Here is a 26,507-nt window from a genome sequence, read left to right as displayed (position 1 = left end):
CGGGCCAGCAGAACGATGGCCCAGGGTCAGCACTGCGCTGCGAAAAGGCGATTCGCAACAGTTCGACAAGGAAGATTAAGCTTTCTATAAGCTTCGGCACCTACAGTGATGGCCATGCCTTTCCCCATGGACGCGATGACATGGCCACACCACTCCCAGCATCGAGCCAGGCCCCCTTCAGGCCCGCACTAGACCAACACCAGGGCTCCACAGCCACACCGCCGACAAGCATCGCGGTGGGTGTCACGGTCCCTGCTGCCTGCGCCTCGGCCAAGACGTTGGCCTGGCTTTCCGGCCAGCACAGCCAGGAGGCAGCCCACCTGGTGAGCACCGCCTTCCAACGTCGGCACAATGCTGTCGTCCGCCACCAGTATGCTCGCCTGCTGGCCCTCTACGCTGACAGCGGTGAGCTGCTGGCGACCACCGGGCTGAAGCGGGCGGATGAGGGCAGCTTGATGGTAGAGCGCTACCTGACGGCCCCCGTCGACCAGGTGCTCGCCTCCCAGGGGTTGGCCACGTCGGCCCCGCCACGTCACACCATCATGGAAGTGGGCGCCCTGTCGAGTGCCTCCCCCGGGGCTGGCCGACGCCTGATGCTGGCTCTGGTCCTCGTACTGGAACAGTTGAACATCGACTGGCTGGTCGTCACTGCGTCGCGTGACGTCAGGAATGGTCTCGGGCGCCTGGGCATTGCGCTAACGCCTCTTGCCAGCGCTCGCCGCCACTGCTTGCCTGCCACCGAGAACTGGGGACGCTACTACGAGGGGGACCCGAGGGTCGTGGTCATTCGGCCTCTGCAGGTCGCGCTGAGCATGCGCTCGACGCCAATGGGCAACATGCTCTTGTCCAGTGCCCCTCGGCTAGCTGCCCACGCCGTGACGCCTACTCCGGCGCTGCCGCCAGTGCCAGCTCCGGAGTTCCTTTGCCATGGATAACCTGCTGAAGCGGCTGGAACAACGGGCGACCCTCGCGCCACGTTCAGCGAGCCTGCGAGGCGCTACTGCCAGCGGCAAACTGGTGGCGCTGGATGCCCGCCAGTTGCACGATAGCGTCACCGCATTGGCACAGCAGCTTGCCCAGACGGGCGTTCGTCATATCGGTATTGCCGGCCACAACTCCCCCGCCTGGCTGGTGGCTCAACTGGCGGCTTGGCGCGCAGGATTACCTGTCACCCCGATACCCTCCTTCTTCAGCGATGATCAGGTGACCCATCTGCTCTCCACCACGGGCCTGGATGGCATCCTGATCACCGACGGCAGTTCACTTGACCGCTGGGTCGACGCTCGCCTACTGCCAGTCTTCGACCGTGGGCTCTTACCTGAACAGCAACCGTCCCACGTCATCGGCGTCGAGCCCGACGTGGCCCTGTTTCAGCGGGCCAGCATTCCCGCCCCAATGCCCGCGGAAACACGCTTGATCACCTTCACCTCCGGCACCACGGGTACCCCGAAAGGCGTTTGTCTATCGGGCCCCCACCTTGAGTCGGTGCTACTCGGACTGGACGACCGATTGCAGGGCATTGAGCTGACACGACATGGCGTCGTGCTGCCATTGGCGGTGCTTCTTGAGCATCTGGCAGGGGCTCTGTACGCGCTTTGGAGAGGGGCAGAAGTGATCATCGACCCTCCTCAGGTGACCGGTCTCGAGGGCAGTGGCAACCTATCGTGCCCCCACTGGCAGCGTTGGCTAGCCGGTCGCCAACCCGACAGCTTGATCCTCGTCCCCGCCCTGTTGGCGGCTCTGTGCCAGATAGCTCGACAAGAAGACGACGCCCCATGGATGACATCGCTGAACCTGGTTGCCGTAGGCGGTGACCATGTACCTCCGGTACTGCTTGCCGATGCCAAAGCGCTGAAGCTGCCCGTCGCACAGGGCTACGGGATGTCCGAAATGGGCTCGGTGGTTTGCTTGAGTCGCCCCGATGAACCCCAGGATGGCCGCGTCGGGCGCCCGCTGAAAGGACGTGATATCACCACAGACCCATCGGGGCAGTTACTCGTGCATGGCCCACGCATGCTCGGCTATCTGGGCGAGGCGACTGACACAGGGTCTGGCCCAATGGATGTGCCCTGGCCCAGCGGTGATCTGGGTGAGCAGCGCCATGGCGGGCATTGGCACCTTAGCGGACGTCAACGCAATGTCATCATCCTGTCGACAGGACGCAACCTCAGCCCCGAGTGGATAGAGGCCGAACTGGCAACCCTTGCCGGTATCGACCGAGCCTTTGTCTTTGGCGATGGCCTGCCAGGCCTACTGGCGCTCGCCACTCTGTCATCCTGCCAGGTCGATACGACGGCCATCGATTCGGCCATCGCCTCACTCAACCAACGGCTACCGGATTACGCCAGGATCCGCGGCTGGGCAGCGTTGACCGCCGTGCTGCCCGGGCTACCCACGCCACTGTCAGAGGCCAGTCACGAACTGACCAGCAACGGCCGACTGCGTCGTGACGGCGTTCGCCTGCGCAGGCATCGCGATATGCAGCGCCTGGCGGAGCAAACCTTTTGTGAAGCGCCCCCGCCGGAGCAAACCCCATGCGATCCCTTGCTCGCACTGCCTGGCGACAGTGCAGATAACGTCACCAACACCCTTGTTGAACCGCTCTACCGCTACGCCCCTCAACACTTCACACGACAGCCAGGACGGCCATCCGATGAATAACCCCATGCACGCAATACCTGCCCAAGCGCCTCCTCTACCAGACACCAGTGCCCAGCCGGGCTTCTATCAAGCGCTGCTCGACGCCACCCAGGATGAGCGGCGAAGGCTGATGAACGGAACGCTGGTCACGCGAGGCCTGGCGGGTGAGCTCACCCTGGAGGAGTATCGCGCTTTCCTGGCCCAGGCCTATCACCATGTCAGCCACACCGTCACCTTGATGATGGCCTGTGGCAGCGAGCTTAGTCGGTACGCACCAGCGCTAGGACATCACCGCTACCAGGCGCTAGCCAATGCGCTTACCGACTACATCGAGGAAGAGAAGGGACACGAGCAGTGGATTCTCGATGACCTTGAGGCGACCGGCATTGATCGCGAGGCAGCTCGCTCACGGCCGCCGCTGCATGAGACCGAGCTGATGGTCGCCTACGCCTACGACAGCATTCGCAGACGCCATCCCCTCACCATGTTTGGCATGGTGCTGGTACTGGAAGGCACCAGCACATCGGCTGCCAGTCAGGCAGGCCGTGCCATCCGCGACAGTTTGGGGCTCGGCGACGATGCCTTCCACTATCTGTTCTCCCACGGTGAGCTCGACGTCTCGCACATGGCCTTCTTTGCCAAGCTGATGGACACGCTGACGTCGCCAGATGACCAGGCCCAGATCATCCATGCGGCGAAGGCCTTCTATCGCCTCTATGGCGCCGTGCATGAAGCGGCGCTCCAGGACGCCACCCACTGGCAGGGGCAGGTTTGCGAGGACGCACCATGAGCACCTTGTGCAATCAACGGGTGCTGCTCACCGGGGCTTCCGGCGGCATCGGCTCAGCGCTTGCCCGCCAACTTGATGAGGAGGGAGCCACCCTCTGGCTGGTGGGTAGAGATACCGGCAAGCTGCGCGCGCTCGTCAAACAGCTAGGTGGCGACCTGCCCCGGCACCGCCTACTGGGCGAGGTCGACCTTACCCTTCCCGCCGGGCGCCAACGGGTACTTTCCTGGCTGCAGGAAACGCCCTTGGAGCAGCGACCCTCGACGCTGATACAGTTGGCCGGCATCAATCACTTGGGGTGGTTTCAGCACCACCCACAACAGAACATCGCCGACATCCTGAACACCAACCTGACGTCGACCCTTCTGCTGACCCACACGCTGCTGCCTCTTTTCCTTGAACAACCGGCCGCGACGCTTTACTTCGTGGGCTCGTTGCTCGGCCACATCGGCCATCCGGGATACGCCGCCTACTGCGCCAGCAAGGCCGGGCTCAAGGGATTCACCGAGGCACTGGGGCGAGAGCTGGCAGCCACCTCGGTGCGCGTCCAGTACCTGGCTCCACGGGCCACCCGCACCAGCATGAACGACAAGACGGCCGAGGCAATGAACGCCTCCCTCGGCAACGCGGTCGACACCCCCGAGGCCGTTGCCGATGCCATCGTCGCGCAACTGAAAAGCGGCCAACAGCGCAGGCGTCTGGGAACAGCCGAGCGCCTGTTCGACACGCTCAATGGTCTTGCACCAGGCGTGGTCGACAGGGGAATCAACAAGAAGCTGCCCCACATTGCGAGACACTTGGACGCTCGTGCTCCGCTTGAACGTAACGAAACGTGACATATATGACGCCATGGGAGGCTGGTAGCCGTACAAGCAGAGCCTGATGCATCATCGTGTCCCACTCCGTCGAACAAGCATCGACAAGATCTCGGCCGGTTCAAACAAGATGGCGGAATCGCCACCGCACAAGCCCTGTTTTCAGCTCTTGCGCGACTATTGTGCTGCGCCGACTTGACCCTTGTGCTGCACCAAGGTTCTAGTCTGTGGTGAGAGTCCCGGAAACGTGCTGATTGCGCGTGTCAACGCGGCAATACGCTCGCCGGGGTTATTTTCATGCCACCACGGAGGGAACCGATGAGCAACACGGCCACACGCCACGCGCATGAGACATCTTCCCCCACCGCCGACGTCTATCGGATGAAGACGGATCAACACCTGTGCCCCTTCGGCCTGAAAACACTGTCGCTCCTCAAACGAAAGGGCTACCAGGTTAACGATCATACTTTGACCTCACGGGAAGCCATCGACCGCTTTAAGCAGGAAGCCGGCGTCGAGACGACGCCCCAGGTTTACATCGGAGGCGAGCGAGTCGGCGGCTACGAGGATCTGCGACGCCACCTCGGCATGAGTGTCCCCAGCGACAAGGACGTCAGCTACCGCCCTGTCATCGCCATCTTTGCCACGGCACTGTTGATCGGTCTGGCCGTCAGCTGGGCTAGCGGGCAGGCGCTCGTATCGCTGCACACTCTCGAATCTGCCGTGGCATCCGCCATGGTGCTGCTAGGTCTTCAGAAACTGCAGGACGTGGAAAGCTTCAGCACCATGTTTCTGAACTACGACCTACTCGCCCAACGAGAAGTGCGCTATGGCTACCTCTACCCCTACGCCGAAACACTGGCCGGGATACTGATGCTGGCAGGCACCTTAACCTGGATCGCAGCACCGGTCGCGCTGTTCATTGGCACAATCGGCGCCTTCTCGGTGTTCAAGGCCGTCTACATCGACAAGCGCGAATTAAAATGCGCCTGCGTCGGCGGCAACAGCAATGTACCGCTCGGTTTCGTATCTCTGACAGAGAACCTGGTCATGGTGTTAATGGGGCTTTGGATGCCGGCCAAGGCACTCATGACATAAAAATTGTATACATCTGGCGCTCTTGGATAGAAGAAACGTCTGACCGCGCCGCGCCTCATCCTAGAAAAAACCGCCAGAAAATATCTGGCGGTTTCTTTACCGTGACGCCTTTATTCTAAGCCAATATGCAAGCTGTAGCGGCCACTGCTTTCATTGGCGCTGCCGAGTACGCTGCCTCGCACTTCAAGCTCATAGTTGCCCGAAGTAACAGGCGTCTTCAGCAGGAAGTGACCATTGCTATCCGTATCGCTGGCCACTAACTCGCCTGCGGGAGAATACAACCTGCCTTCGATACTCATCGATTGACTAGAATCGCTGGCAAGATGTTCACTACTGATAACGAGCGTTCCTTCTTCTGCGACAGGCACCTGGTAGCGCTCAGGCACACCACGGAGCTGCTGAGTGGCGGATACGCCTTGCTGCAAGACTGGGGCCTCCTGTAAGTGGCCCGGTGCAGCCATTACCGGCATTGCTCCCACCGAGAAAAAGGCGACTCCCATCATCTTTTGCCACATTTTCATAACATCTTCCTCCTGTGGATATTGGCATATTAATGATGGGTTATTGGCCTTAATCTACGCTGAAAATTTAAAAAATTATAACTGTCTCTCGCGATAAGCATGGCCATCGAGAAAGACAACTCAAAACCAGACGCGCACCCCGGCAACCACTGCAGTGTCTTCCACTTGACCGCCTTCATCACGTGCCATATCGGCAGTATCACCATAGAGTTTCTGCCAATAGGCGCCGATATAGGGTGCGAACTTTCGATGTAGCTCATAGCGAAGGCGCAGGCCGGTGCGCAAGGAATTGAATCCCTCCCCTACACCGAACTCCTCAGCATCATTGAACGCCACTTCCATTTCCAGGCGAGGCTGGAGATACAGCCGCTGGGTCAGTCGTAGGTCATATTCCTGCTCCAGACCCAAGGAGGTATCACCATCGTCGCTGACACGAAGGTCCAGCTCGGTTTCCAGCCGGTAGGGCGCCAGCCCCTGAAGACTGACCACGCCGAAATAGCGCTCGGGATGGTCGTCGCTGCCAAGCCCACCTTGATAGCCCAGACCACCTTGCAGCTCCCAGAAGTCGGCAATCAATCTGCTGTAGAGTAGATCCAGCGATTCAAATTCTGCATCTTCGCCATCCCCTTGGGCATTGTCCCCTTCCCCCTTCAGGTAGACGCGATGAACATCGCCTCCGTACCAGGCCTGAAAATCCCAGGACACCGCCTCGCTGTCTTCAGATGGCCAGGCATATTCCAGTCGGTCGATCATCACCGAGCCACGCAGATGCTCCTGCATGGGCGACGGCCAGTGATCTGGTGCGTCGTAGCCATCCTCAGCCAGCGCTACCGGTGACATCCCCAGGCCCGATATCGCCGCCAACACAACAAGTCTCTTACGAGATTCCATGCGACATCTCTCCTCAGGCAACCTTGACGACGCGGAACATGCCGGCGTCCATGTGGTACAGAAGGTGACAGTGGAAGGCCCAGCTGCCCTCGGCATCCGCAGTGATCAGTGCAGAAAGGCGCTCTCCTGGCTTGACGTTCAGGGTGTGCTTACGCGGAATCAGCTCACCGGCGCCATTTTCCAACTCCATCCACATGCCATGCAGGTGGATCGGGTGCTCCATCATGGTGCGGTTGACCAGGATGAGGCGCAGACGCTCGCCCTTGTCGAAGTGGATCGGGCCCGAGACCTCACTGAATTTCTTGCCGTCGAAGGACCACATGTAGCGTTCCATGTTACCGGTTAGATGCAGCTCGAGTTCGCGACCAGGAGGACGACGATCAGGCCATGGCGCGATGGCCTTCAAGTCCTGATACACCAGCACACGACGATCACGGGCATCCAGGCCGATCCCTGGCTGATCGAGGCGGGAGCCGGGCTGCGCCGCTCCCACCGGCAGCATGGCGGCACCGGTAGAGCGGCCCATATCGTTCATCTGGCCGTGATCCATGCCCGCCATGGTCGAGTGGTCCATAGCGGTCATCGAGCCATGATCCATGCCCGTCATGCTCGATTGATCCATAGCGGCCATCGAGCCGTGATCCATGCCCGCCATGGTCGAGTGATCCATAGCGGTCATCGCGCCGTGATCCATACCCGCCATGCTCGAGTGATCCATAGCGGTCATCGAGCCGTGATCCATACCTTCATGGGCTCCCATGGCCTCCATTCCTCGATCGGCGATGCGTCGGCGTTCCGGCACCGCCGCCGCCATACCCAGACGAGGCGCCAGGGTCCCTCTGGCAAAGCCGCTTCGGTCCATGGACTCGGCAAAGATGGTGTAGGCCACCTCCTCCTTCGGCGTAACCAGGACGTCATAGGTTTCCGCTACTCCGATACGAAACTCCTCGACAGGCACGGGTCGCACCGGCTGACCGTCAGCCGCCACCACCGTCATTTCGAGCCCCGGAATTCGTACGTCGAAGTAACTCATAGCGGAGCCGTTGATCACGCGCAGCCGCTGGGTCTCACCGGGCCGAAACAAGGCAGTCCAGTTGTCATCGGGCGAGTGGCCATTGAGCAGGTAGGTGTAGGTGGCGCCGGTGACATCGGCGATATCACGAGAGCTCATGCGCATCCGTGCCCACATGGCACGTGCTTCCCAGGTGGAAGCGAAGCCCTGTCGCCCCACATCGTCGATGAAGTCTCCCAGGGTGCGCTCCTGGAAGTTGTAGTACCCCTCACCGGTCTTCAGGTTGTGGAAGATGGTCGAGGGGTCCTCGAAGCTCCAGTCGGTCAGCAGCAGCACGTGCTCGCGGTCATAGCGAAAGGGTTCGCGTTGTTCGGCGTCGATGACCAGGGGGCCCACATGACCAACCTGCTCCTGCAAGCCTGAGTGGCTGTGGTACCAGTAGGTGCCGCTTTGACGGAGGGGAAAGCGGTAGGTAAAGGTTTCGCCCGGCATGATACCGGCAAAGCTCACGCCGGGGACGCCATCCATCTCCGGCGGCAGCAGGATGCCATGCCAATGAATCGAGGTGGGCTCGTCCAGCAGATTGGTGACCCGCAGCGTCACGTCCTGCCCTTCCTTGAGCCGGATCAGTGGGCCAGGGCTGGTGCCGTTGAGGGTGATAGGCCGTGCAGGCTGGCCAGCAATGGGCACGCTCTGGCGACGAATGGCCAGCGAGATATCCGGGCCGTTTTCCACCCCCTTGGGGTAACTCGAGGTCTGTCCCCAGGGGTTGGCCCAGGCAGGTGCCAGGCCTAGGGCGGCGGTGCCGATTCCCAGGGCTGCGCTTCCCTTGATGAAGCCTCGTCGTGATAGCCGATGTGGCGGCAGAAGAGTCGTCGACATGGGTGCTGTCTTCCTGTGCGATGAACTTCTGCCATCTTCCATCGTCAAGCTGAAAGCCAGCTGAATCCCTAACCAATAGGCGGCTTCGCGGAGAGCATTGCCAGCGGCAAGCGAATGGTCACTTCAAGCCCACCCGTGGAAGCCGCCTGAAAACTGACCTCACCCTGATACTGCTCGACCAGTTCAAGCAGTATCGACAGGCCGATGCCATTGCCGGGTCGCCCTTCATCCAACCGTTGGCCTCGCCGCCCCAATAGTGGCAGCCATTCCGGGGGTACTCCCGGACCATCATCCTGGATCTTCAGCTCAACACATTGGTTCAGCGTTAGCGCGAGCCACACCGACTCGCTGGCCCACTTACCCGCGTTATCGAGCACGATGCCAATCATTTCCAGGAAGTCCTGCCGCTCCATATCGATGCAGACATCCTCCGCGTCCCCGAGAGCCATGTTGAAGTGCTTGTCGGGGTACAGACTTCGAAACATGTCAAAAAGCTGGTCGAGTTCCCTCTTGATCCGGGTGTGCTGGCCGCCACCGGGGCCCGCCAGGCGCGCCTGACGCAGATGGGACTCCATCAACTCCTGCATAAGGGTCAGTCGTGTAAGCAAACGTTCACGACGCGCTTCGTCCAGTTCGCGTTTGCCGCGCAGGGCCTGCATCACCGCCGTCAGCGGGGTCTTGAGCGCATGTGACAAATCCGCCACGGCGTTACGTGAACGCACCAGTCGGCGCTCCTGGCTGTCCATCAGGCGGTTGAGTTGAGAGACCAAGGGCCGGAATTCCTGCGGCACCTTCATTCTGAGTCGCTGGCGCTGACCATTTCTCAGCTCGGCCAGTTGGCGCTGCAATAGATCCAGTGGCCGCAGGGCGGCATTGACCGCCAAACCGTTAAGCAGTGAAAGAGCGAGCAGCACCAGGCCTGCGATGGCGCCAATCCACCAGTGCAGAGCAGCGAGGCCTTCCTCGACGCTGTCGAAGGATTCACCAATAAGCAGTACGCCTGCCGTGCCTTCTAGTGAGAAGGTACGCCGTAACACAAGCAAGTGACGCCCTTCCAGGTGCACATCCAGCAACGACTCGTCAGGCCCATCTAGATGCGGGGCCAATGCTGGCAACCAAGCGGGGTGCGAGGTAGTGAGGCGCGTTCCGCGCTTGAGCACGTACAGGTGATGAAAGACCTCGGCCGACAGGCTCGAGGGCAAGGTGGGAGCCGGTACAGGGTCAGCGTTTTGACGCAGTTGTGCCAGGCGATACTCCGCTTCCTGACGCAGTCGGTCACCGAGAAAGTCCCGCGCGGTCTCGCGCAGCAGCAGACCATGCATAAACCAGGTCAACGCCATGACCAGCAGGGACACCGCCCCGAGGCTGACCAGCAGGCGCAGACGAAGACTGTTGCGTCTAATGCGAAACAAGCACGTACCCCTGGCCTCGACGCGTCTGGATGATGTGCTTGCCCAGTAGGCGACGCAAACGAGCGATGTAGACCTCCACCAGATTGGGTGCCGGGGCATCCTGCTCAAGGGCGTAGAGTTGATCGAGCAGCTTCGTCTTGGAGTGCACCCGGTCAGGGTGGTACATCAAGTAGCGCAACAGGCAAAACTCGGTGGCGGTTAGCGGCTGCCATGGTCCTCCCGCGCAGCTGACCTGACGCTGATCCTCATCGAGGCGGACGCCGTTGACGATGAGCCTTGCCGTCAATTCCGTGCGCCGGCGCAACAGCGCATGGACCCGCGCCAGCAGCTCCTGTTCGTGAAAGGGCTTGGTGAGATAGTCATCGGCCCCTCGACGAAGGCCATCTACCTTGTCCTGCCAGGCATCGCGAGCCGTCAAAAAGAGCACCGGAAGACCAAGACCCTGGTCTCGCTGGAACTCCAGCCAATCGAGCCCCGAACCATCGGGCAGGCCGATGTCCAGGATCATCAGCGCATACTCTTCGCTATGCAACAGCGCCTTTGCCACGCTCAGCCGCTCGGCAACGTCAACGCGATAGCCATGATCATCCAAGGCATCTTTCAGACTCTCGCAGAGCAGGTCATCATCCTCGACCAGCAACAGCTTCATCACCATCATCTCCCGGCCTGTCTCCGTCCTGCCACGCCCCAGCCACGCTGGAAGAAGTGGCCCTGGCCGGCTCCTATGGTCCCACACTCAGAGCGCCGTGCATGCCCGCCTCGAAATGTCCAGGGATATTGCAGGCGAAGGTCAGCGATGCCCCCTGTTCCGGCGCCTGCCAGACCAGCGTCCTGGTCTCTCCCGGCGCCAGGGTAACTGCCGGCATCTCCATGGCCCCGTGCATCTGGCTCATGTCGTGACCGTCCCCATGCATGCCATGTCCTCCCCCAGATGCCATCTCACGCATCATCTTGCGGTGTTCATCCTGAGCCTCGGCAGAGCCGATCACGAATTCGTGCTCCAACTGGCCGCTGTTAGTGACCTCGAAGGCGACCACCTCGCCAGAAGCAACGCTCAGTTGCTCTGGATCAAACCAGATATCGCCAGCCTCGACAGCGATGGTGCGCTCTGCGTGCGCGGGATCAATCACTGACGACTGAGCGTGGCCGGCACCCGCCAACGCCTGAGTCGACACCAGACCAAGGGCTAACACCATCAGTGTGCTACGCATGACATCGTCCTTCCATAGTGGGATGAAGGTAGCCGTTATAGCGCGGCTAGCTGAATCCAGGCTGAATCAGCCGCAAGCACGCAGGGAGTATCCTCCCGCTCACGAGTGAGTCCACTTCTCCAGCAGCAGGTCGATAAACAGCTGGGCGGTGCCCGAGATACTGTGCACGTTACTGCGTACCAGGCCGATGGTGCGCAGAATGCGTGGATCGGGCAGTTCGCGCGAACACAAGATCTCGTGGTCCGGGCCCGGCATGGTCATGCGCGGCAGTATCGCCACCCCCAATCCAGACTCCACCAGCCCCAGCGACGTCGATAGATGCTGCACCTCGTAAAAGCTGTTGAGGTGGATGCCTTCGGCTGACAGGGCGCTATCCAGCAGGGTGCGGTTGCCGCTATCGCGACTGACGGTGATCAGCCTTACCTGCTCCAGATCGGCCCAGGCGATCTGCGTCTTGGCGGCCAGCGGATGATCCGATCGCAGCGCCAGTACGAAGGGGTCTCTCAGTAGCTGCGTAAACGACACTTCAGGGCGTTGAGCGCTGAACATGTTGATGCCGAAGTCCGCCTCACCACTGATGACCTTCTCCAGCCCTTCATTGGCGCTGACGTCGAGTATGCGAATCCGAATACCCGGCCAGGCCTCGCTGAACTCACGAATCACACTCGGCAAGAAGTAGAACGCGGCGGTCGGTAGACAGGCAATCGTGACCGTGCCGGTCTGGTGGGTGGCCAGCTCGCGAATGCCGAGAATCGAGGACTCGTACTCCTCGATCATGCGTCTAGCCCTCGGCAGGAAGTCCGCGCCAATGGCCGTCAGGCGAGTACGCCGCGTGGTGCGCTCCAGCAGGCTGACCTCCAGCAACTCCTCGAGTTTCTGAATTCGCCGCGAGAGCGCAGGCTGCGAGAGGTGCAGACGCTGTGCCGCTTCATGGAACGACCCCAGCTCGGCGACTTGAATAAACGCTTGTAGATCAAGAAATTCCAGCCTGTGCAGCATATCTCTACTCTTGCATGATCGGTGAACCACTGATAACCATAGCGCATTAATCCGACTTTCGCATTGATACATAAAGCTCTTTGCATTTGAAGCATCAAATGCCTGGTGACAAGCTGCTGTCATGACCTCCAACAACGACGTGACATCACCATGATGAACAGCATCCCCTGCATGATCATGCGAGGCGGCACTTCCAGAGGCCCCTTCCTGCGCATGTCAGACCTTCCCGAGGATGAGAAGGCTCGGGCAGATATCCTGATCAGCCTGATGGGATCCGGTCATGCCCTACAGATCGATGGCATAGGGGGTGGCGACCCACTGACCAGCAAGGTCGCCATCGTTGAGCGCTCGGCGCATCCCGATGCCGACGTGGACTACCTGTTTGCCCAGGTCGACGTGCTCAATCACCGCGTCGACTTCAATCCCAACTGCGGCAACATGCTGTCGGCGGTGGGGCCCTACGCGATTGAGTCCGGCCTGGTGGAACCGCAGCCGGATTTTACGCTGGTAAGGGTGCGCAACCTGAATACGCAGCGCTTGATCGAGTGCCATGTCCCGACCCAGGGCGGCCAGGTTCTCTACGATGGCGACACCCGTATCAGCGGCGTTCCCGGGACCTCGTCGGCCATTCAACTGAGCTTTCTTGATATCGTCGGGACCAAGACCTGTGGCCTTCTCCCCACCGGCAATGTGGTGGATCTGATCGATGGCGTCGCCGTGAGCTGCCTCGACGCGGCGACGCCCATCATCATGATCAGAGCGGAAGAGCTGGGGCTGACGGGGCACGAGCCCCCTGACCAGCTGGACGCGAACAGTCAGCTGCTGGCGCGTATAGAGCGCCTCCGCCGACACGCCGGCGAGCTGATGGGCCTGGGCGATGTCAGCCAGAGCGTGCTACCAAAGCCGGTGCTGGTGTCCCCTGCACTGGAACAGGGACGCACCCTGTGCGCCCGCTATTTCGTGCCCCATCGCTGCCATAAGGCCATCGCCGTGACCGGCGCCATCGCCGTCGCGTCGTCAGTCAGCGTGCCGGGAACCGTGGCGAATCTGATCGCCGTTGGCGCGGGATCACTGGAAGCCAACGAGCTGGCCTCCCGGGTCAGTATCGAACACCCATCGGGCTTCATTGATCTGGAAGTCGAACACCGCGGCAGCAACGCCACCGACATCGCGCGCGCCTCGCTGATCCGAACCGCGCGCAAGATCATGGCCGGCACCCTGTTCTACGCCCTGCCCGATTGATCCGACTCAACCCGATTTCGCTCTGGCCTCGTCGCATGACGATGATGTCAGCGCTACGGGCACTGCCGACAACGGCAGGCCCCTGATAACGACAACACAGAAGGAACCACGCCATGACCAAGCCAACGCTTGTCTCTTTACAGCACCTCTCGCTCCAGCACTTCTCGCTACAGAACGTCTCGTCGCAGCCGTCTTCCTCGACGTCATCACCCTCAGTCTTTCGGCTTCGCGGCATGGCCCGCGCCACCCTGCTAGGCCTCGCGGTGTCCGCTGCGACGCTCTGCGGCACGGCCCACGCAGATGACGCCGATGTTCCTGGCAACATCAAATGGACAGTGCCTTTTGGCGTCGGTGGCGGCACCGACGTGTGGGCTCGCTTCTTCGCGCCCTGGCTCAGCGATTACCTGCCCGGCGAACCCACCATCATGATTGATAACGTCCCAGGTGGAGGCTCGATCAACGGAGCCAACCTGTTCGCCATGCGTGCCAGGACGGATGGCTCCCACTGGCTAGGCACCTCTGCATCGACTCAGTACCCGGCCATGCTGGATGACCGCCGTGTTCGCTACGACTACCAGGAATGGACGCCGATCCTGGCCACGCCTACTGGCGGCGTGGTTTACGGCCAGCCGAGTCTCGGCGAAGACGCCGACGCCATTATTGATGCGATGCTCGACCAGCAGGTCAAGATCGCCGCCCAGAACCCGACCGGCCTGGAACTGCCAGTACTGATCGCTCTGGATCTGCTGGGCGCCGACGTCCAGGCCGTATTCGGCATGCGCAGCCGAGGCGAAGGTCGACTGGCCTTCGAGCGAGGTGAGGCCGACATCGACTTTCAAACCAGCTCAGCCTACTTGAGCAACGTCCTGCCGCTGGTGGAGTCCGGCAAGGCGGTCCCGCTGTTTTCGTTGGGGCTGCTTAACGATGAAGGCGAGATCGTACGTGACCCCGCCTTCCCCGACCTGCCCACCTTCAATGAAGTCTACGCCGCCCGCCACGGCGAAGCGCCAACAGGCCCTGCCTACGAAGCCTTTCGCAAGTTCTTCGCCTCGGGCTACGCGCTGCAGAAGCTGATTGTGGTCCCCAAGGACACCCCGGCAGACCTGATCGAGACCTATCGTGACGCAGCACGCGAGTTCATCGCTACCGACGCCTTCAAGCAGGACGCTGAAGCTCAGCTGGGACCCTATGATCCGGTGGTCGGCGAGGTCATCCAGCGCCACCTGGAAGACGCCATGAGCATTGATGATGCGACCCGTGAGTGGCTCACCCACTGGCTGAAGGAAAAACACAACGCCCAGATCTGAATGGCCCAAGCGCCGCGCAGTCCTCCTCCAGATACCAGCGGACTCCGGCGCTATCAGCGACTAACCGCAGCTTCTCCATTAGGACTGCCGAAAGGAGCTCGGCTCACCGCTCGGCTCACCGCTCGGCTTACAGATCGACCACAACAACGTGACGATAACAGCGCTGGGGGCACGCCCCAGCGCTACGACAATACGAGAGTCCAACGCCATGCTTGATATCTTCCTCTCCAGCCTGGGACAGTTGTTCACCCTGTCCCATATGCTGTTCATGCTGCTGGGGGTGATGGTCGGCCTGATCGTCGGCATCATTCCCGGACTCGGGGGCATCGCCGGCATGTCCCTGCTGCTCCCTTTCCTCTACGGCATGGAGCCTACGGTGGCACTGGGCATGCTGATGGGTCTGGTCGCCGTCATTCCGACGGGCGACACCTTTGCCTCCGTGCTGCTCGGCATCCCTGGCTCCAGCGCCTCTCAAGCCACCGTTATCGACGGTTTCTCGTTGGCCAAGAAGGGCCAGGCAGCCCGGGCCCTGTCCAGCGCCTTCCTGTCCTCCATGATCGGTGGCCTGATTGGTGCGGTGGTGCTGACCGGATTTATCCTGATCGCCCGTCCGCTGGTACTGTCCTTCTCGTCATCAGAGCTGTTCATGCTGACGCTGCTTGGCCTGTCCATGGTGGCGGTGCTGTCAGGCGCAGATCTGTTCAAGGGGCTTGCCGCCTGCGGGCTCGGCCTGCTGGTAGGCGGTATCGGCATGGCCCCGGCCACCGGTGAGTTTCGTCTCAATCTGGACATCGATTACCTGTTTGATGGCCTGCCTCTGGTCGTTGTCGGCCTGGGCATCTTCGCCCTGCCCGAGATCATCGACCTGCTGGTCAAACGTGGCGCTATCGCCGAAAAGCCCTGCCGCCTTGGTGAAGGCTGGCGCCGCGGCATCCAGGATGTTGGCCAACAGCGTGGCCTGGTCGCCCGCTGCGCCGCCATCGGCAGTCTGGTGGGCACCATTCCTGGCCTGACGGGCTCTGTCGTCGACTGGCTGACCTATGGTCATGCGGTCCAGACCGCCAAGGACAAGTCCGCATTTGGCAAGGGCGACATTCGTGGCGTCATCGCCCCGGAATCCGCCAACAACGCCTGCGCCTGCGGCGCCATGGTACCAACACTGCTGTTCGGGGTACCGGGCTCGGGCACTGCCGCCGTGTTTCTCGGCGGTCTCTTGCTGCTGGGCCTGCAACCTGGCGTTGGCATGATCGAGACCCATCTTGATCTGACGTACACCATCATTTGGTCACTGGCCCTTGCCAACATCCTTGGCGCCGCCATGTGCTTGCTCCTGGCACGCCCGGTGGCCAACCTGACCCGGGTGCCCTTCGCCACCCTGGCCCCCTTGATCACCGTGCTCATCATCTTCGCCGCCTTCCAGGCGACGCGAGCCACCGGTGATCTGTTGGCGCTGGGTGCCATCGGCGTCATCGGCGTGCTGTTCAAGCGCGCCAACTGGTCACGCCCCGCCTTCCTGATCGGCTTCGTCCTCGCCCCAGGGGCTGAGGCCTACTTCTACCAGGCGGCACAGTTTCAGGGTGCTGACGCCTTCCTGCGTCCCGGTGTGCTGATCATCGGCGCCATGATCCTGGCTGCGCTGTTCATCCCGATCATTGGTGCCGGCGTCAAGAAACGCCGCCAGGCCATGTCTGTCGGGGCCGCTGCTACCCAGACCAACGACGACGTGGCGCCGCACCAGCTCGGCATCATCGACATCATCCTGCTGGTGGCCCTGCTGGTCCTGGCGGCCAGCGCCTGGATCAACGTCTCCGAGCTGTCACTCATCGGCGGCATCATGCCCCGACTGGCCATCGCCATCATGGCCGTGGCCTGTCTGGCGGAAGTGGCGCGCAGCGTGATTCGCCGTCCCCGCTGGCAGCAGCAAGGTCTGGAGCGTGAAAGCGTCTGGCTCATCGGGTTCTTTGCGCTGGTCGGTGCCATGCTCTCGATCGGCTTTATCACCACCGCCACGCTGTTCACTCTGGTCTTCCTGCTGGCCATTGCCAAGCTGCGGTGGTGGTTGGCCCTGCTGATGGCCATGGGGGTGACGGGATTCCTGGTCAGCATGGCAACCTTCCTCACCCTGACCTACCCGCAAGGCTTGCTGGACCCGCTGCTGTTCGGTTGGCTTTAGGTCCGTCCGCAATCCATACAAGGCTCCGTCCCGCAGCAGTCTCCCGGCGGAGCCTTCTTTATCGACGCAGTGCCGACACTCGCCTCGGGATTCAGCACTCGCTACCCAGCCAGATACTTGTCTCGTCCCCAGATAAACCTAGCGGGAGCCAACATCTGAAGCCACCCTGGCAACGTTCGCAGGAACTATGCGGCAACGCCGAGATCTCGTTCCCAAACTTGCTCTATCGCCCCTGCCCGGCGGTAGACTCGAGTATCACTCTCCTCTCATGCAGCAGGAAACATCGACACTCACCCCGTTCTCGTCGCCTGACCTCTGCCGGCCTCGACAATCTCCAGCCTGCGATCACCAGCCCCTCTCTGACATGGAGGAATCCCATGGACCTGGTAGAGAAACTCATCGCTGAACCGACCGATGATATCTTTGATCTTCTGCTGGCCGATGACAAAGAGGTCTTCTGGGTCGACTGGCGAGATGACGACGCCGTGCTGGCTGACTACTGCGAGGCCGTCGCCCACACCGGTATGCTGGGCTCCCACTGGGTCGACGACGTGCTGACCATCACCTACGCAGAACGATCACGGGCAGTGCCGCTGACCCAGTCACCGGGGGACCGGCACATCACGTTGATGACGATCAACGAACTGATGGCCCCTGACTACAGCATCAGGATGGTATGGGAGTCGGAAGGCAGCGATACCCTAGCCTTCAGCGTGCTGCCAGAGTCCAGGTGGGCCGAATTGGAAGCGCAATATGGTAGCGCTGCGGTGGATCGGGCTTTTCTCACCCTAACCCACGACATCAATCCCTTCATCGATGCCCTGCACGTCCGGCGCCCGACGGGCAAGGAGCGTCGCTGGTGGACGTTCTGGCGATAGCCGGCTGCTGAGGGTTCATCGATTCCATGGGGCCCGCCAGGCGCACGCCAGACGAGTGGCTAACGCGTGCCTTCAAACATCCGATGTCGGGCATTGTCGATATGGGCGCGCATGGCGGCTTCCGCAGCCTCTCCATCCTTGGCGGCGATGGCGTCGACGATGGCCAGATGTTCGTCCTGTACCAGTCGCAGGCGCGCCTGCGACGCCATCAGTGACAGCCCACGAGTCAGGTTCATCCCTTCCTTGATACTCTCGTTGAGCGACTTCAATACGGTGGTGTAGTAGTGGTTGCTGGCCGCTTCGGTAATCGCCAGATGGAAGCGATAGTCTTCGTCGGTGGCCAGATCGTGGCGAGCATTGGCCTCATCGATGATGTCGTAGCAGCGACGAATCTGGTCGAGCTGTTCCTGGGTGCGTCGCAACGCCGCCAGATGTGCTGCCCGCGCTTCGACGTTGGTGCGAAACTCAAAGCAGCGCTGAATGTCGGCAATGCTGGAGATAGGCGCAAACTTGAGTACCGCGCTGTCAGGCTGACGAATGACAAAGCTGCCGGAGCCGCGCCGGGACACCACCAGCTCATCCTCCTTGAGTCGGGCCAGGGCATCGCGCAGCACCGGACGAGAGACTTCATAGCGACGGCACAACTGCGCCTCGGTGGGCAACTTCTCATTGACCGGGTACTGGCCTTCGATGATCGCTTCCAGAATCTTCTCGTAGACCGCCGAAGCCAGTGAAAATTTCGCCTCTAATGCCATCTTGCCTTGCTCCGGATCTCTTGTTCCCTGGAAGTTGCCCGTCCGGCTCGTCACTCCGCCGTGGCCCCCTCCCTTTTTACCATCGCAAACGGCGCCCTGCACTGGACCTTGAGGTCGTACCCGGGCGCCTTTCGCCGTTCCTTGCCCTAACACTGGCGCATTTCCCCGCTCAGGCCACCGTCTTGGCCTTGCCAGGCCTGCCTGCCTGACGCCCCTTCCAGATGCCGTTGGCGATGATCAGGGTCCAGGTCAGGATCGCCAGCCCCGCCAGCACCATGGCGATGGGCCGGTCGACGAAGGCCATCAGGTCGCCGTCGGACTTGAGGATCGAGCGCATGAAGTTGCTCTCGATGATGGGGCCGAGGATAAAGGCCAGAATCAGCGGACCCAGCGGGAAGTCGTTCTCCATCAGGAAGACCCCGACCAGCCCCAGGCCGAGCATGATCCAGACGTCGAACATGCTGTTGTTGGCAGAGAAGGCACCCACGATACAAAACATCAGGATCAATGGGTAGAGAACCCCTGTGGGCACCGCCAGCAACCTGCCGGCCCCCTTGATCGCCATCAGCCCCAGCGGCAGCAGCAGCAGATTGGCCAGCACGAACACCATGAAGATGGCGTTGACCAGGGCACCCTGCTCGGTGAAGACGTCCGGGCCCGGGGTGATGCCCTTGGTGGTCAGCACGCCGATGATGATCGCGGTGACGGTATCCCCGGGAATGCCGAACACCAGCGCCGGGATATAGGCGCCGGACAGGGCCGCGTTGTTGGCGGCGCTGGCCGAGACCAGCCCCTCTGGATGACCGGTACCGTACTTCTGTGGCTCACGGGACAGCTTGCGGCTGATGGCATAACTGATCCAGGACGCGATATCGGCGCCGGCGCCGGGCAGCGCCCCGATCATGGTGCCAAGCAGGCCCCCTCGGGCAACGCCCCCCTTGTAGCGCCAGGTTGTCCCGGCAACGCCGTCCAGCAGCTTGCCCTTGGGCGTTTCCACGTTGGCGGCGCTCTGTCCCGCCCCAGGCAGGCTGCGCAGCAGTTCAGTAATGGCAAACAAGCCAATCAGCACCGGCAGCAGCGAGATACCGGCAAGCAGGTCATAGCTGCCCATGGTGAAGCGCATCTGGCCGGACACGCTGTCCATGCCGACCATCGCCAGAGACAGGCCGATCAGCATCGAAATAGCGCCCTTGAGCGGATCGCCACCGGCCACCAGGATGGCGCAGGACAGCCCCAACAAGGCCAGCCAGAAATACTCGTCACTGGTGAATTGCAGCGCAAATTCAGCGATCCGCGGGGCAAACAGGGCAAGCACCGCTACGCCAATAATGCCACCCAGCATCGAGCAGGTGACGTTGATGCCGAGGGCAAGCCCCAACTTGCCCTTCTTTCCCAGTAGATAGGCCTCGTCGGCATAGACCGCAGACGCCGGCGTACCCGGCATCCTCAGCAGCGCCCCAGGTATATCACCGGCGACGATGGCCATGGCGGTGGCTGAGACGATGGCGGCGATCGCCGGCAGCGGCTCCATGAAAAAGGTCACCGGCACCAGCAAGGCGGTCGCCATGGTCGCGGTAAGACCAGGAATAGCGCCCATGAACAGCCCGAACAGGGAGGCCGCGATGATCACCAGGATCACCTCGGCGTCGAGCACCATGGAGGCAGCTTGCAGTAATTCGTTCATCAGTAGAGCACCTGTTCAAGCAGTCCGGGAGCCAGGGGGACGTGCAGCACCTGGGCGAACAGCATCCAGATCACTGCCGTCGCCATCACCGCGATCAGCAGCGCGCGGCCCCAGCCGCGGCGGTGATACATCCGGAACAGCAGCGTCAACAGCGTCACCGCCACAACCGGAAAGCCGAGCAGCGGAGTCAGCAGCACATAGGCAATGACGCTCGCCACCACCGCCCCGAGCGCCAGCAGGAAGGGGCGCCCGGCCACCTTGCCCGACCAGCGCACCAACGCCTGGCGCTGTCGCAAGCCCTTGAGGATCAACAGGCCCCCCATCAGCAACAACAGCCCGCCGACCACCTTGGGAAAGGTGCCGGCGCCGTAGACCTGCCGCGGCAATGGGCTCAAATCGGCAGAAGCCACGATGAGGGCAGCCCCCAAGGCCGCCGCCATGCTTCCTGATATTGCATCACTGGTACGCATGAGACATGTCTCCTTGATGCAGGCGCATCAGCGGAGAGGCGCCGCCCAAGCGGCGCTTCTACAAAGTGTCACTGACGGTCCCCACCCACCATCAGCAGGTGAAGACCGGAGGTCGATCACTGGGCCAGGCCCAGCTTGTCGATGATGGATGCGTTGTTGGCGTCCTGTTCGGCCATGAACGCCTCGAAGCCTTCCGGTCCTTCCCATACCGCACCGAAACCGCGGCCTTCCATGAAGGCCTGGAAGTCCTCGGAGTTCCACACGGCCTCAGCCGCGGTCAGCAGGCGCGCGGTGACGTCCTCTGGCAGCCCCTCGGGGCCGACCAGGCCACGCCAGGAACCGTGGGACCAGTCATCGCCGGTCACCTCGCCAGCGGCGGGAATATCGGGGAAGGCGTCCTCACGCTCGCTGGATAGCACCGCCAGCGTGCGCACACGATCAGACTCACGCATGGACTCCGTTTCCGGCAGCGACGAGAAAACAATATCGACACCGCCCGCAGCCAGCTCCTGCAGACCTGGCGCCGCCCCCTCACTGGGCACCAGGTTGACGGTGTTGGGATCGATGCCTTGCTGATCGAGGAAGCCGGCGAAGGACAGGTGGTAGGCGGCACCCGGCGCGGAGCCCGACACGGTGTACTCGTTGGGTGACTCGGCCAGATCCGCCAGCGCCTCTTCCAGGTTCTGCCAAGGAGCCTCAGCGTTGATGGTAAAGGCCGCGTAGTCGAGATTGAGCAGCGCGATCGGGGTAAAGTCTTCGTAGGACAGATCCGCGGTGCCGATGTGCTGGTAGGTGGCGATCTCGGCGGTACCCAGGCCCAGGGTGTAGCCATCGGGACGCGCCATCTTCATCGCCATGTGACCGACCACACCGGAGCCGCCGGTGCGGTTGACCACATTGACCGGTTGCCCCAGCTCCTGCTGCAGCCCGGCAGCGAACTGTCGACCCACGGCGTCGGTGCCACCGCCGGCAGACCAGGGCACAATCAGGGTGATCGGCTTGGTGGGATAGTCGTCACCGACCGCGACCGAGGAGGTCGCCACCAGCAGGGAAGCACATAGCAGGCGTGGAAGCGTTCGCATGGGTTATCTCTCTTGTCAGCTAGCGTCGGAAGCTCCGGCGTCAACGCATTTGCTCAGCACCGGAATGAACGCTTGCAAGAGTGCCCTCGGACCGCAAAACAGACAAGTTATTACAACTTATACTTTATGCTAACGGGGACATGACAAACGCATCTCCTAGACGTAAAAGCGCTTAAAAATCCGCACAAATAATCGAAAAAAAAATGTTAAAAAACAGCATTTTGAACAATCACAAACAAACCGCACCGCAAGCCTGTCACAGCACTGAACCTCTCCACTCACCACCCCATCAAGACCAAAGTACGAGCCTCACTTGTCCTTATTTGTTTGAAGACCATAAGACTCTGGGCTAAGGTTGGCTGCACAACATCGAGGGTGGCGCCCTGCGCCCTCCCCGCACCGAACCATCCCATGATGCGGCCTGTCGCAGGCCCGCTTAGTTCAGGAGCATTTCATGTTCGCCGACCTCAACGACAAGACCGTCCTTATCACCGGCTCCACCAAGGGCATCGGGCGCGCCGCCGCCGTCGCCTTCGCTCGCGAAGGTGCCATCGTCGGCATCAACAGCAGCCAGAAGGACGCCGCCGCCGAGGAGCTGATCGCCCAGCTGGAGTCTGAAGGTGCGCGCTTCGCCTACTATGAGCGCGACCTGACCAAGAGCGGCGAGTGCGAGACCCTGGTCCACGAATTCGTCGAGCAGTTCGGCATCCTCGACGTGCTGGTCAACAACGCCGGCGGCCTGGGTGTACGCAAGGGTCTCGAGTCCCTTGAAGACAACGACTTCAACCTGGTCATGGACCTGAACCTGCGTTCGGTGATCATGACCACCCGCTTCGCCATGCCGCATCTGAAGGCCTCTGCCGAGAAGCGCGGAGAGACCGCCAGCGTCATCAGCACCGGATCCATTGCCGGACGCGAAGGCGGCGGCCTGGGCGCCTCTCTGTACGGCGGCTCCAAGGCCATGCTGCATAACCTCCACCGCAACTGGGTCAAGGAATTCACCAAGGACAAGGTGCGCTTCAACATCGTCGCACCGGGCACCATCGACACCGCCTTCCACGCGGACAAGAGCCCCGAACTGATGGCAAAAATCGCCTCCACTATCGCCATGGGTCGTGTCGGCACCTCCGAGGAAGTGGCGCCGTCGTTCCTGTTCCTGGCCTCCCACGCCGCCAGCGGTTACATCACTGGCCAGGTGATCGACGTCAACGGCGGCCAGATGTGCCCCTGAGCGCCCCTTCGAACAGGAGATGGTCATGACACTTGAAGGACACCAGTTGATCGGCTTCCGGTCGTTGGCAGGCGATGTTGGCGAACGCGGTATCGCCGCCATCAATCCCGCCTCGGGAGACATGCTGTCACCCACCTACCCCAGCGCGGGGGCCGCCGAGATCGAGCGAGCTTGCCAGCTCGCGGAAGATGCCTTCCTGCCATACCGACAGCTACCACTTGCCGATCGAGCCCGCTTTCTGGACACCATCGCCGACCACATCGATGCCCTGGGTGATGCTCTGACCGAGCGTGCCATGGCCGAGACCGGCCTGCCCAAGGCCCGTCTGGAAGGCGAGCGCGGCCGCACCTGCGGGCAGCTCCGGCTGTTTGCCGAGGTGCTGCGCAGTGGCGAATTCCTGGGCGTGCGCGTGGAGGATGCCCTTCCTGAACGCACGCCCATGCCACGCCCAGCGCTGGCTCAGCAGCAGGTGCCAGTGGGTCCCGTGGCGGTATTTGGCGCCAGTAACTTCCCGCTGGCATTCTCAGTGGCAGGAGGCGACACCGCTTCTGCCCTCGCAGCGGGCTGTCCAGTGATCGTCAAGGCTCACTCCGCTCATCCTGGCACCTCGGAGCTGGTCGGACGTGCCGTTCAGCAAGCCGCGCGGGAGTGCCACATGCCCGAGGGAGTCTTCTCGCTGCTTTACGGCAGCGGCCGCGAACTCGGTCAGGGCTTGGTGCGGGACCCACGCATCCAGGCGGTTGGCTTCACCGGCTCACGCACTGGGGGTACTGCGCTGCTTCGCACCGCCCAGGCGCGCCCGCAGCCGATCCCGGTTTACGCCGAGATGAGCAGCATCAACCCTGTTTTGCTGTTGCCACACCAGCTGGAAACGGCAGCTGAGGATCTGGGTGAGGCCTTCGTCGCTTCTCTGACCATGGGAGCCGGGCAGTTCTGCACCAACCCGGGCCTGATCCTGGCACTGTGCGGCCATGCCCTGGAACGCTTTGTCGACCAGGCCGGCAAGGCGGTCAGAGAGGCGGGCCCCCAGTTGATGCTGACTCCTGGCATTCACGCCGCCTACCAGCAGGGCGTAGCCCAACTTGCCGATCAGCCGGACGTTGCCCTGGTCGCCAAGGGCAAGGATACCGGGCACCTCGCCTGCCCCTGTCAGCCGCACCTTTTCCGCACCAGCGCCAGCGCGTTCATCGGCAATGACGCCCTGCACGACGAGGTGTTCGGCGCCTGCGCATTGATCGTCGAATGTGCGTCGGTAGAACAGATGACACAGGTGCTGAGCGCCCTGGAGGGCCAGCTAACCGCCACGGTCCACCTGGACCAGGCCGACCATGCGCTAGCCGAGCGGTTACTGCCACTGCTCGAACGCCGCGCTGGCCGCATCCTGTTCAACGGCTGGCCCACCGGCGTCGAGGTGTGTCACACCATGGTCCATGGCGGCCCCTGGCCCGCGACCTCCGACACGCGCACCACATCGGTGGGCAGTGCCGCTATCCAGCGTTTCTTGCGCCCGGTGTGCTATCAGGCGCTGCCCGAGGCGCTGGCGCCGGACAGTCTCAAGGCCGACAACCCGCTGGGCCTGCCACGCCAGGTCAACGGCAAGCGCCAGGGCTAGGCCTTTCGAAAGACAGGCCTAACCGCCACGCTTGCCAGGATCGCGGAACCCAAGAGAAGACCGCCACAACGAAGACAAGAAGGCCCTCGCCACCGGCGAGGGCCTTCTTGTTGATAGCGGTCATCGGTTCCTGGCGGCCCATGGCCCCTTCTCGCTCCCCTCAAAGGCGAGTTGATTCAGCCACGGCCGTGCCTTCGGGGTCGTGCAACAAAACGCCTGACCCCGTCGACGTGACAGGATCAGGCGCGAAGGTATGCCAGGTATCGCCGCCCTCAGCCGGTGCTTTCGCGACGTTTGAGCTGTACTGGCTTGCGGATTGCCAGGAAGTAGACAAAGACGCCGGTCAGCACCAGGAAGAACAGGCTATCAGGCTGGGTCACAAACACCGTCAGGTCGCCATTGGACAACGTCAGCGCACGCCGCAGGTACTCTTCCAGGCCTGGGCCGAGAATGAAACCCAGCAGCAGGGTTACCACCGGGTAGCCGTGCTTGCGCAGATAGAAGGCCAGCACCCCCATGATCAGGGTCATCATCATCTGGAAGGTGGAGTAAGTGGCCACATAGCTGCCCACCACCGCCAGCATGGCGATCGAGCCGAACAGCACGTCGCGGCGAATGCGCACAATACGGATGAAGTACGGACCCAGCAGATACATCGTCAACGGGATCAGGATCAAGGCGCTGAAGATCAGGGCCGCCAGCATCGGGGCGATTAACCCGGCCTGGGACTCCATCAACTGGGGTCCGGGCTGGATGCCGTTGATCACTAGCACGCCAAGCACGATCGCGGTAATCGGATCACCCGGTATACCGAAGGTCAGCATCGGCACCAGGGCACCGCCACACACCGCATTGTTGGCGCTTTCCGCTGCGGCAATTCCCTGAGGATTGCCCTTGCCGAAAGTGTCAGGCTCTTTTGAGGTGCGTACGGCTTCCACGTAGGCCAGAAAGCCCCCCATGGAGCCACCTGCCCCGGGCAGGGTGCCGACCAGGTAGCCGATGGTCGAGGATTTCAGGTAGCAGGCGGCGCCGATACGACGAATCGCCGAGCGCGAAGGGATGAAGTCGCGACGGCGAATCTTTGCCACCCCCTTCAACTTCTCACGAATACTCAAGGCCTTGTCGTTCTCGGCCAACTGGGTCAGTAGCTCACTGATCGCAAAGGTGCCGATAATGACGGGCATCAGATCGATACCTGCCGCCAGGTCGCCGCTACCAAAGCTGAACCTGGCCACCGGCACCATGGCATCGAGCCCCACCGTCGCCAACATCAACCCGAGGCACGCGGCAATGCCGGCACGGCGGACGTTGCCCCGCTGGGCAATGACAATCACGATCAGCGCAAACAGGATCAGCGCGCACTTGCCAGTGGTCTGCACCAGCAGCGACAGGTCAGCGATCAAGGGCGCCAGCAGCACCAGCAGTACCGCTCCGAAGACGCCCCCGATCATCGAGGCGAAGGAGGCATGCCCCAGCGCCAGAGGCCCTTCGCCCCGCTGCTGCATGGGATAGCCTTCCAGGGCGGTCATCATCGACGAGGGAGCACCGGGAATGTTGATGGTAGTGGCGGTGATACTGCCGCCGCACATGCCGGCCATGTAAATGCTGGCACAGGCCATCAGCGCGGTGGTCACGTCAAGGCTATAGGTCAGCGGCAGCAGCAGCGCCAACGCCAGGGTGGCGGTGAGTCCTGGAATGGCCGAAAACACCGTGCCGATCAGAAAGCCGGCCACCACGTAGAACAGCACGGTGGGGTTGAGCAGCAGAGCAAAGCTCGCTACCACTTGTGTCAGAAAATCCATGGC

Annotated in this window: 23 protein-coding genes; 11 read left to right on the top strand and 12 right to left on the bottom strand. The window is 61.9% G+C overall.

Going from position 1 to position 26,507, the window contains the following annotated elements:
* Positions 1–140: 140 nt before the first annotated feature.
* From KUV86_RS05170 to KUV86_RS05150, 5 genes are all read left to right on the top strand, one after another.
* Positions 141–935 carry a thermostable hemolysin gene (locus KUV86_RS05170; RefSeq protein WP_222483855.1) on the top strand — a complete coding sequence of 265 codons (795 nt, stop codon included), beginning with the start codon at positions 141–143 and terminating at the stop codon, positions 933–935.
* Positions 928–2,661 (top strand): AMP-binding protein, encoded by a 1,734-nt coding sequence (locus KUV86_RS05165; RefSeq protein ID WP_222483854.1) that lies wholly within the window; start codon positions 928–930, stop codon positions 2,659–2,661. Before KUV86_RS05170 ends, KUV86_RS05165 begins: the two co-directional genes overlap by 8 nt.
* 4 nt (positions 2,662–2,665) lie before the next feature.
* Positions 2,666–3,430 carry a TenA family transcriptional regulator gene (locus tag KUV86_RS05160; RefSeq protein ID WP_222483853.1) on the top strand — a complete coding sequence of 255 codons (765 nt, stop codon included), beginning with the start codon at positions 2,666–2,668 and terminating at the stop codon, positions 3,428–3,430.
* On the top strand, positions 3,427–4,263 hold the full coding sequence (locus KUV86_RS05155) for an SDR family oxidoreductase (protein ID WP_206942633.1): 837 nt from the start codon (positions 3,427–3,429) through the stop codon (positions 4,261–4,263). The genes KUV86_RS05160 and KUV86_RS05155 overlap by 4 nt, the downstream gene beginning before the upstream one ends.
* Before the next feature lie 297 nt (positions 4,264–4,560).
* Entirely contained in the window at positions 4,561–5,340 is a 780-nt protein-coding gene (locus KUV86_RS05150; protein WP_206942634.1) for a glutaredoxin family protein, read from the top strand.
* A gap of 110 nt (positions 5,341–5,450) precedes the next feature.
* Here KUV86_RS05150 and KUV86_RS05145 read toward each other — a convergent pair whose 3' ends face one another.
* The 7 genes from KUV86_RS05145 to KUV86_RS05115 form a co-directional block, all read right to left on the bottom strand.
* Positions 5,451–5,861 carry a hypothetical protein gene (locus tag KUV86_RS05145; protein ID WP_206942635.1) on the bottom strand — a complete coding sequence of 137 codons (411 nt, stop codon included), beginning with the start codon at positions 5,859–5,861 and terminating at the stop codon, positions 5,451–5,453.
* Between the two features lie 120 nt (positions 5,862–5,981).
* On the bottom strand, positions 5,982–6,752 hold the full coding sequence (locus tag KUV86_RS05140) for a copper resistance protein B (protein ID WP_206942637.1): 771 nt from the start codon (positions 6,750–6,752) through the stop codon (positions 5,982–5,984).
* A gap of 13 nt (positions 6,753–6,765) precedes the next feature.
* A complete protein-coding gene (locus KUV86_RS05135) occupies positions 6,766–8,646 on the bottom strand; it encodes a copper resistance system multicopper oxidase (protein ID WP_206942639.1) in 1,881 nt (626 codons plus the stop codon).
* Positions 8,647–8,714: 68 nt separating this feature from the next.
* Entirely contained in the window at positions 8,715–10,058 is a 1,344-nt protein-coding gene (locus tag KUV86_RS05130; RefSeq protein ID WP_242520856.1) for an ATP-binding protein, read from the bottom strand.
* A complete protein-coding gene (locus KUV86_RS05125; RefSeq protein WP_222483852.1) occupies positions 10,045–10,707 on the bottom strand; it encodes a response regulator transcription factor in 663 nt (220 codons plus the stop codon). Before KUV86_RS05125 ends, KUV86_RS05130 begins: the two co-directional genes overlap by 14 nt.
* Before the next feature lie 73 nt (positions 10,708–10,780).
* Positions 10,781–11,269 carry a plastocyanin/azurin family copper-binding protein gene (locus KUV86_RS05120; RefSeq protein WP_206942642.1) on the bottom strand — a complete coding sequence of 163 codons (489 nt, stop codon included), beginning with the start codon at positions 11,267–11,269 and terminating at the stop codon, positions 10,781–10,783.
* Between the two features lie 99 nt (positions 11,270–11,368).
* The gene (locus KUV86_RS05115; RefSeq protein WP_222483850.1) at positions 11,369–12,268 is read right to left on the bottom strand and encodes a LysR family transcriptional regulator; all 900 of its coding nucleotides are present in this window, start codon (positions 12,266–12,268) and stop codon (positions 11,369–11,371) included.
* A 150-nt stretch (positions 12,269–12,418) separates the two neighbouring features.
* Here KUV86_RS05115 and KUV86_RS05110 point away from each other — a divergent pair, with 150 nt between their 5' ends.
* The 4 genes from KUV86_RS05110 (at position 12,419) to KUV86_RS05095 (ending at position 17,868) form a co-directional block, all read left to right on the top strand.
* On the top strand, positions 12,419–13,510 hold the full coding sequence (locus tag KUV86_RS05110; RefSeq protein WP_222483849.1) for a 4-oxalomesaconate tautomerase: 1,092 nt from the start codon (positions 12,419–12,421) through the stop codon (positions 13,508–13,510).
* Between the two features lie 113 nt (positions 13,511–13,623).
* On the top strand, positions 13,624–14,817 hold the full coding sequence (locus KUV86_RS05105; protein ID WP_261397536.1) for a Bug family tripartite tricarboxylate transporter substrate binding protein: 1,194 nt from the start codon (positions 13,624–13,626) through the stop codon (positions 14,815–14,817).
* A gap of 208 nt (positions 14,818–15,025) precedes the next feature.
* On the top strand, positions 15,026–16,990 hold the full coding sequence (locus tag KUV86_RS05100; RefSeq protein WP_222483846.1) for a tripartite tricarboxylate transporter permease: 1,965 nt from the start codon (positions 15,026–15,028) through the stop codon (positions 16,988–16,990).
* 377 nt (positions 16,991–17,367) lie between these two features.
* Positions 17,368–17,868, top strand: coding sequence for a hypothetical protein (locus KUV86_RS05095; RefSeq protein ID WP_222483844.1), 501 nt, complete (start codon positions 17,368–17,370; stop codon positions 17,866–17,868).
* A gap of 59 nt (positions 17,869–17,927) precedes the next feature.
* On the opposite strand, the gene KUV86_RS05090 is transcribed toward KUV86_RS05095, so the two are convergent.
* From KUV86_RS05090 to KUV86_RS05075, 4 genes are all read right to left on the bottom strand, one after another.
* Positions 17,928–18,623, bottom strand: a complete 696-nt coding sequence (locus tag KUV86_RS05090; RefSeq protein ID WP_206942652.1) for a FadR/GntR family transcriptional regulator — start codon at positions 18,621–18,623, stop codon at positions 17,928–17,930.
* Positions 18,624–18,792: 169 nt separating this feature from the next.
* Positions 18,793–20,307, bottom strand: coding sequence for a tripartite tricarboxylate transporter permease (locus KUV86_RS05085; RefSeq protein WP_242520858.1), 1,515 nt, complete (start codon positions 20,305–20,307; stop codon positions 18,793–18,795).
* Entirely contained in the window at positions 20,307–20,777 is a 471-nt protein-coding gene (locus KUV86_RS05080; RefSeq protein WP_222483842.1) for a tripartite tricarboxylate transporter TctB family protein, read from the bottom strand. The genes KUV86_RS05085 and KUV86_RS05080 overlap by 1 nt, the downstream gene beginning before the upstream one ends.
* Positions 20,778–20,893: 116 nt before the next feature.
* On the bottom strand, positions 20,894–21,859 hold the full coding sequence (locus KUV86_RS05075) for a Bug family tripartite tricarboxylate transporter substrate binding protein (protein ID WP_222483840.1): 966 nt from the start codon (positions 21,857–21,859) through the stop codon (positions 20,894–20,896).
* A gap of 454 nt (positions 21,860–22,313) precedes the next feature.
* Between KUV86_RS05075 and KUV86_RS05070 the strand changes: the two genes are divergently transcribed.
* Together KUV86_RS05070 and KUV86_RS05065 are read left to right on the top strand one after the other, a co-directional pair.
* The gene (locus KUV86_RS05070; RefSeq protein WP_222483838.1) at positions 22,314–23,090 is read left to right on the top strand and encodes an SDR family NAD(P)-dependent oxidoreductase; all 777 of its coding nucleotides are present in this window, start codon (positions 22,314–22,316) and stop codon (positions 23,088–23,090) included.
* Positions 23,091–23,115: 25 nt separating this feature from the next.
* A complete protein-coding gene (locus KUV86_RS05065; RefSeq protein WP_222483836.1) occupies positions 23,116–24,702 on the top strand; it encodes an aldehyde dehydrogenase (NADP(+)) in 1,587 nt (528 codons plus the stop codon).
* A 272-nt stretch (positions 24,703–24,974) separates the two neighbouring features.
* Here KUV86_RS05065 and KUV86_RS05060 read toward each other — a convergent pair whose 3' ends face one another.
* Positions 24,975–26,504, bottom strand: a complete 1,530-nt coding sequence (locus tag KUV86_RS05060; RefSeq protein ID WP_206942661.1) for a tripartite tricarboxylate transporter permease — start codon at positions 26,502–26,504, stop codon at positions 24,975–24,977.
* Between the last annotated feature and the right edge of the window lie 3 nt (positions 26,505–26,507).

This window comes from Halomonas sp. DP8Y7-3 (assembly GCF_019801675.1).
Lineage (GTDB): Bacteria > Pseudomonadota > Gammaproteobacteria > Pseudomonadales > Halomonadaceae > Halomonas > Halomonas litopenaei_A.
This window is presented reverse-complemented; position numbering and strand designations above follow the sequence as displayed.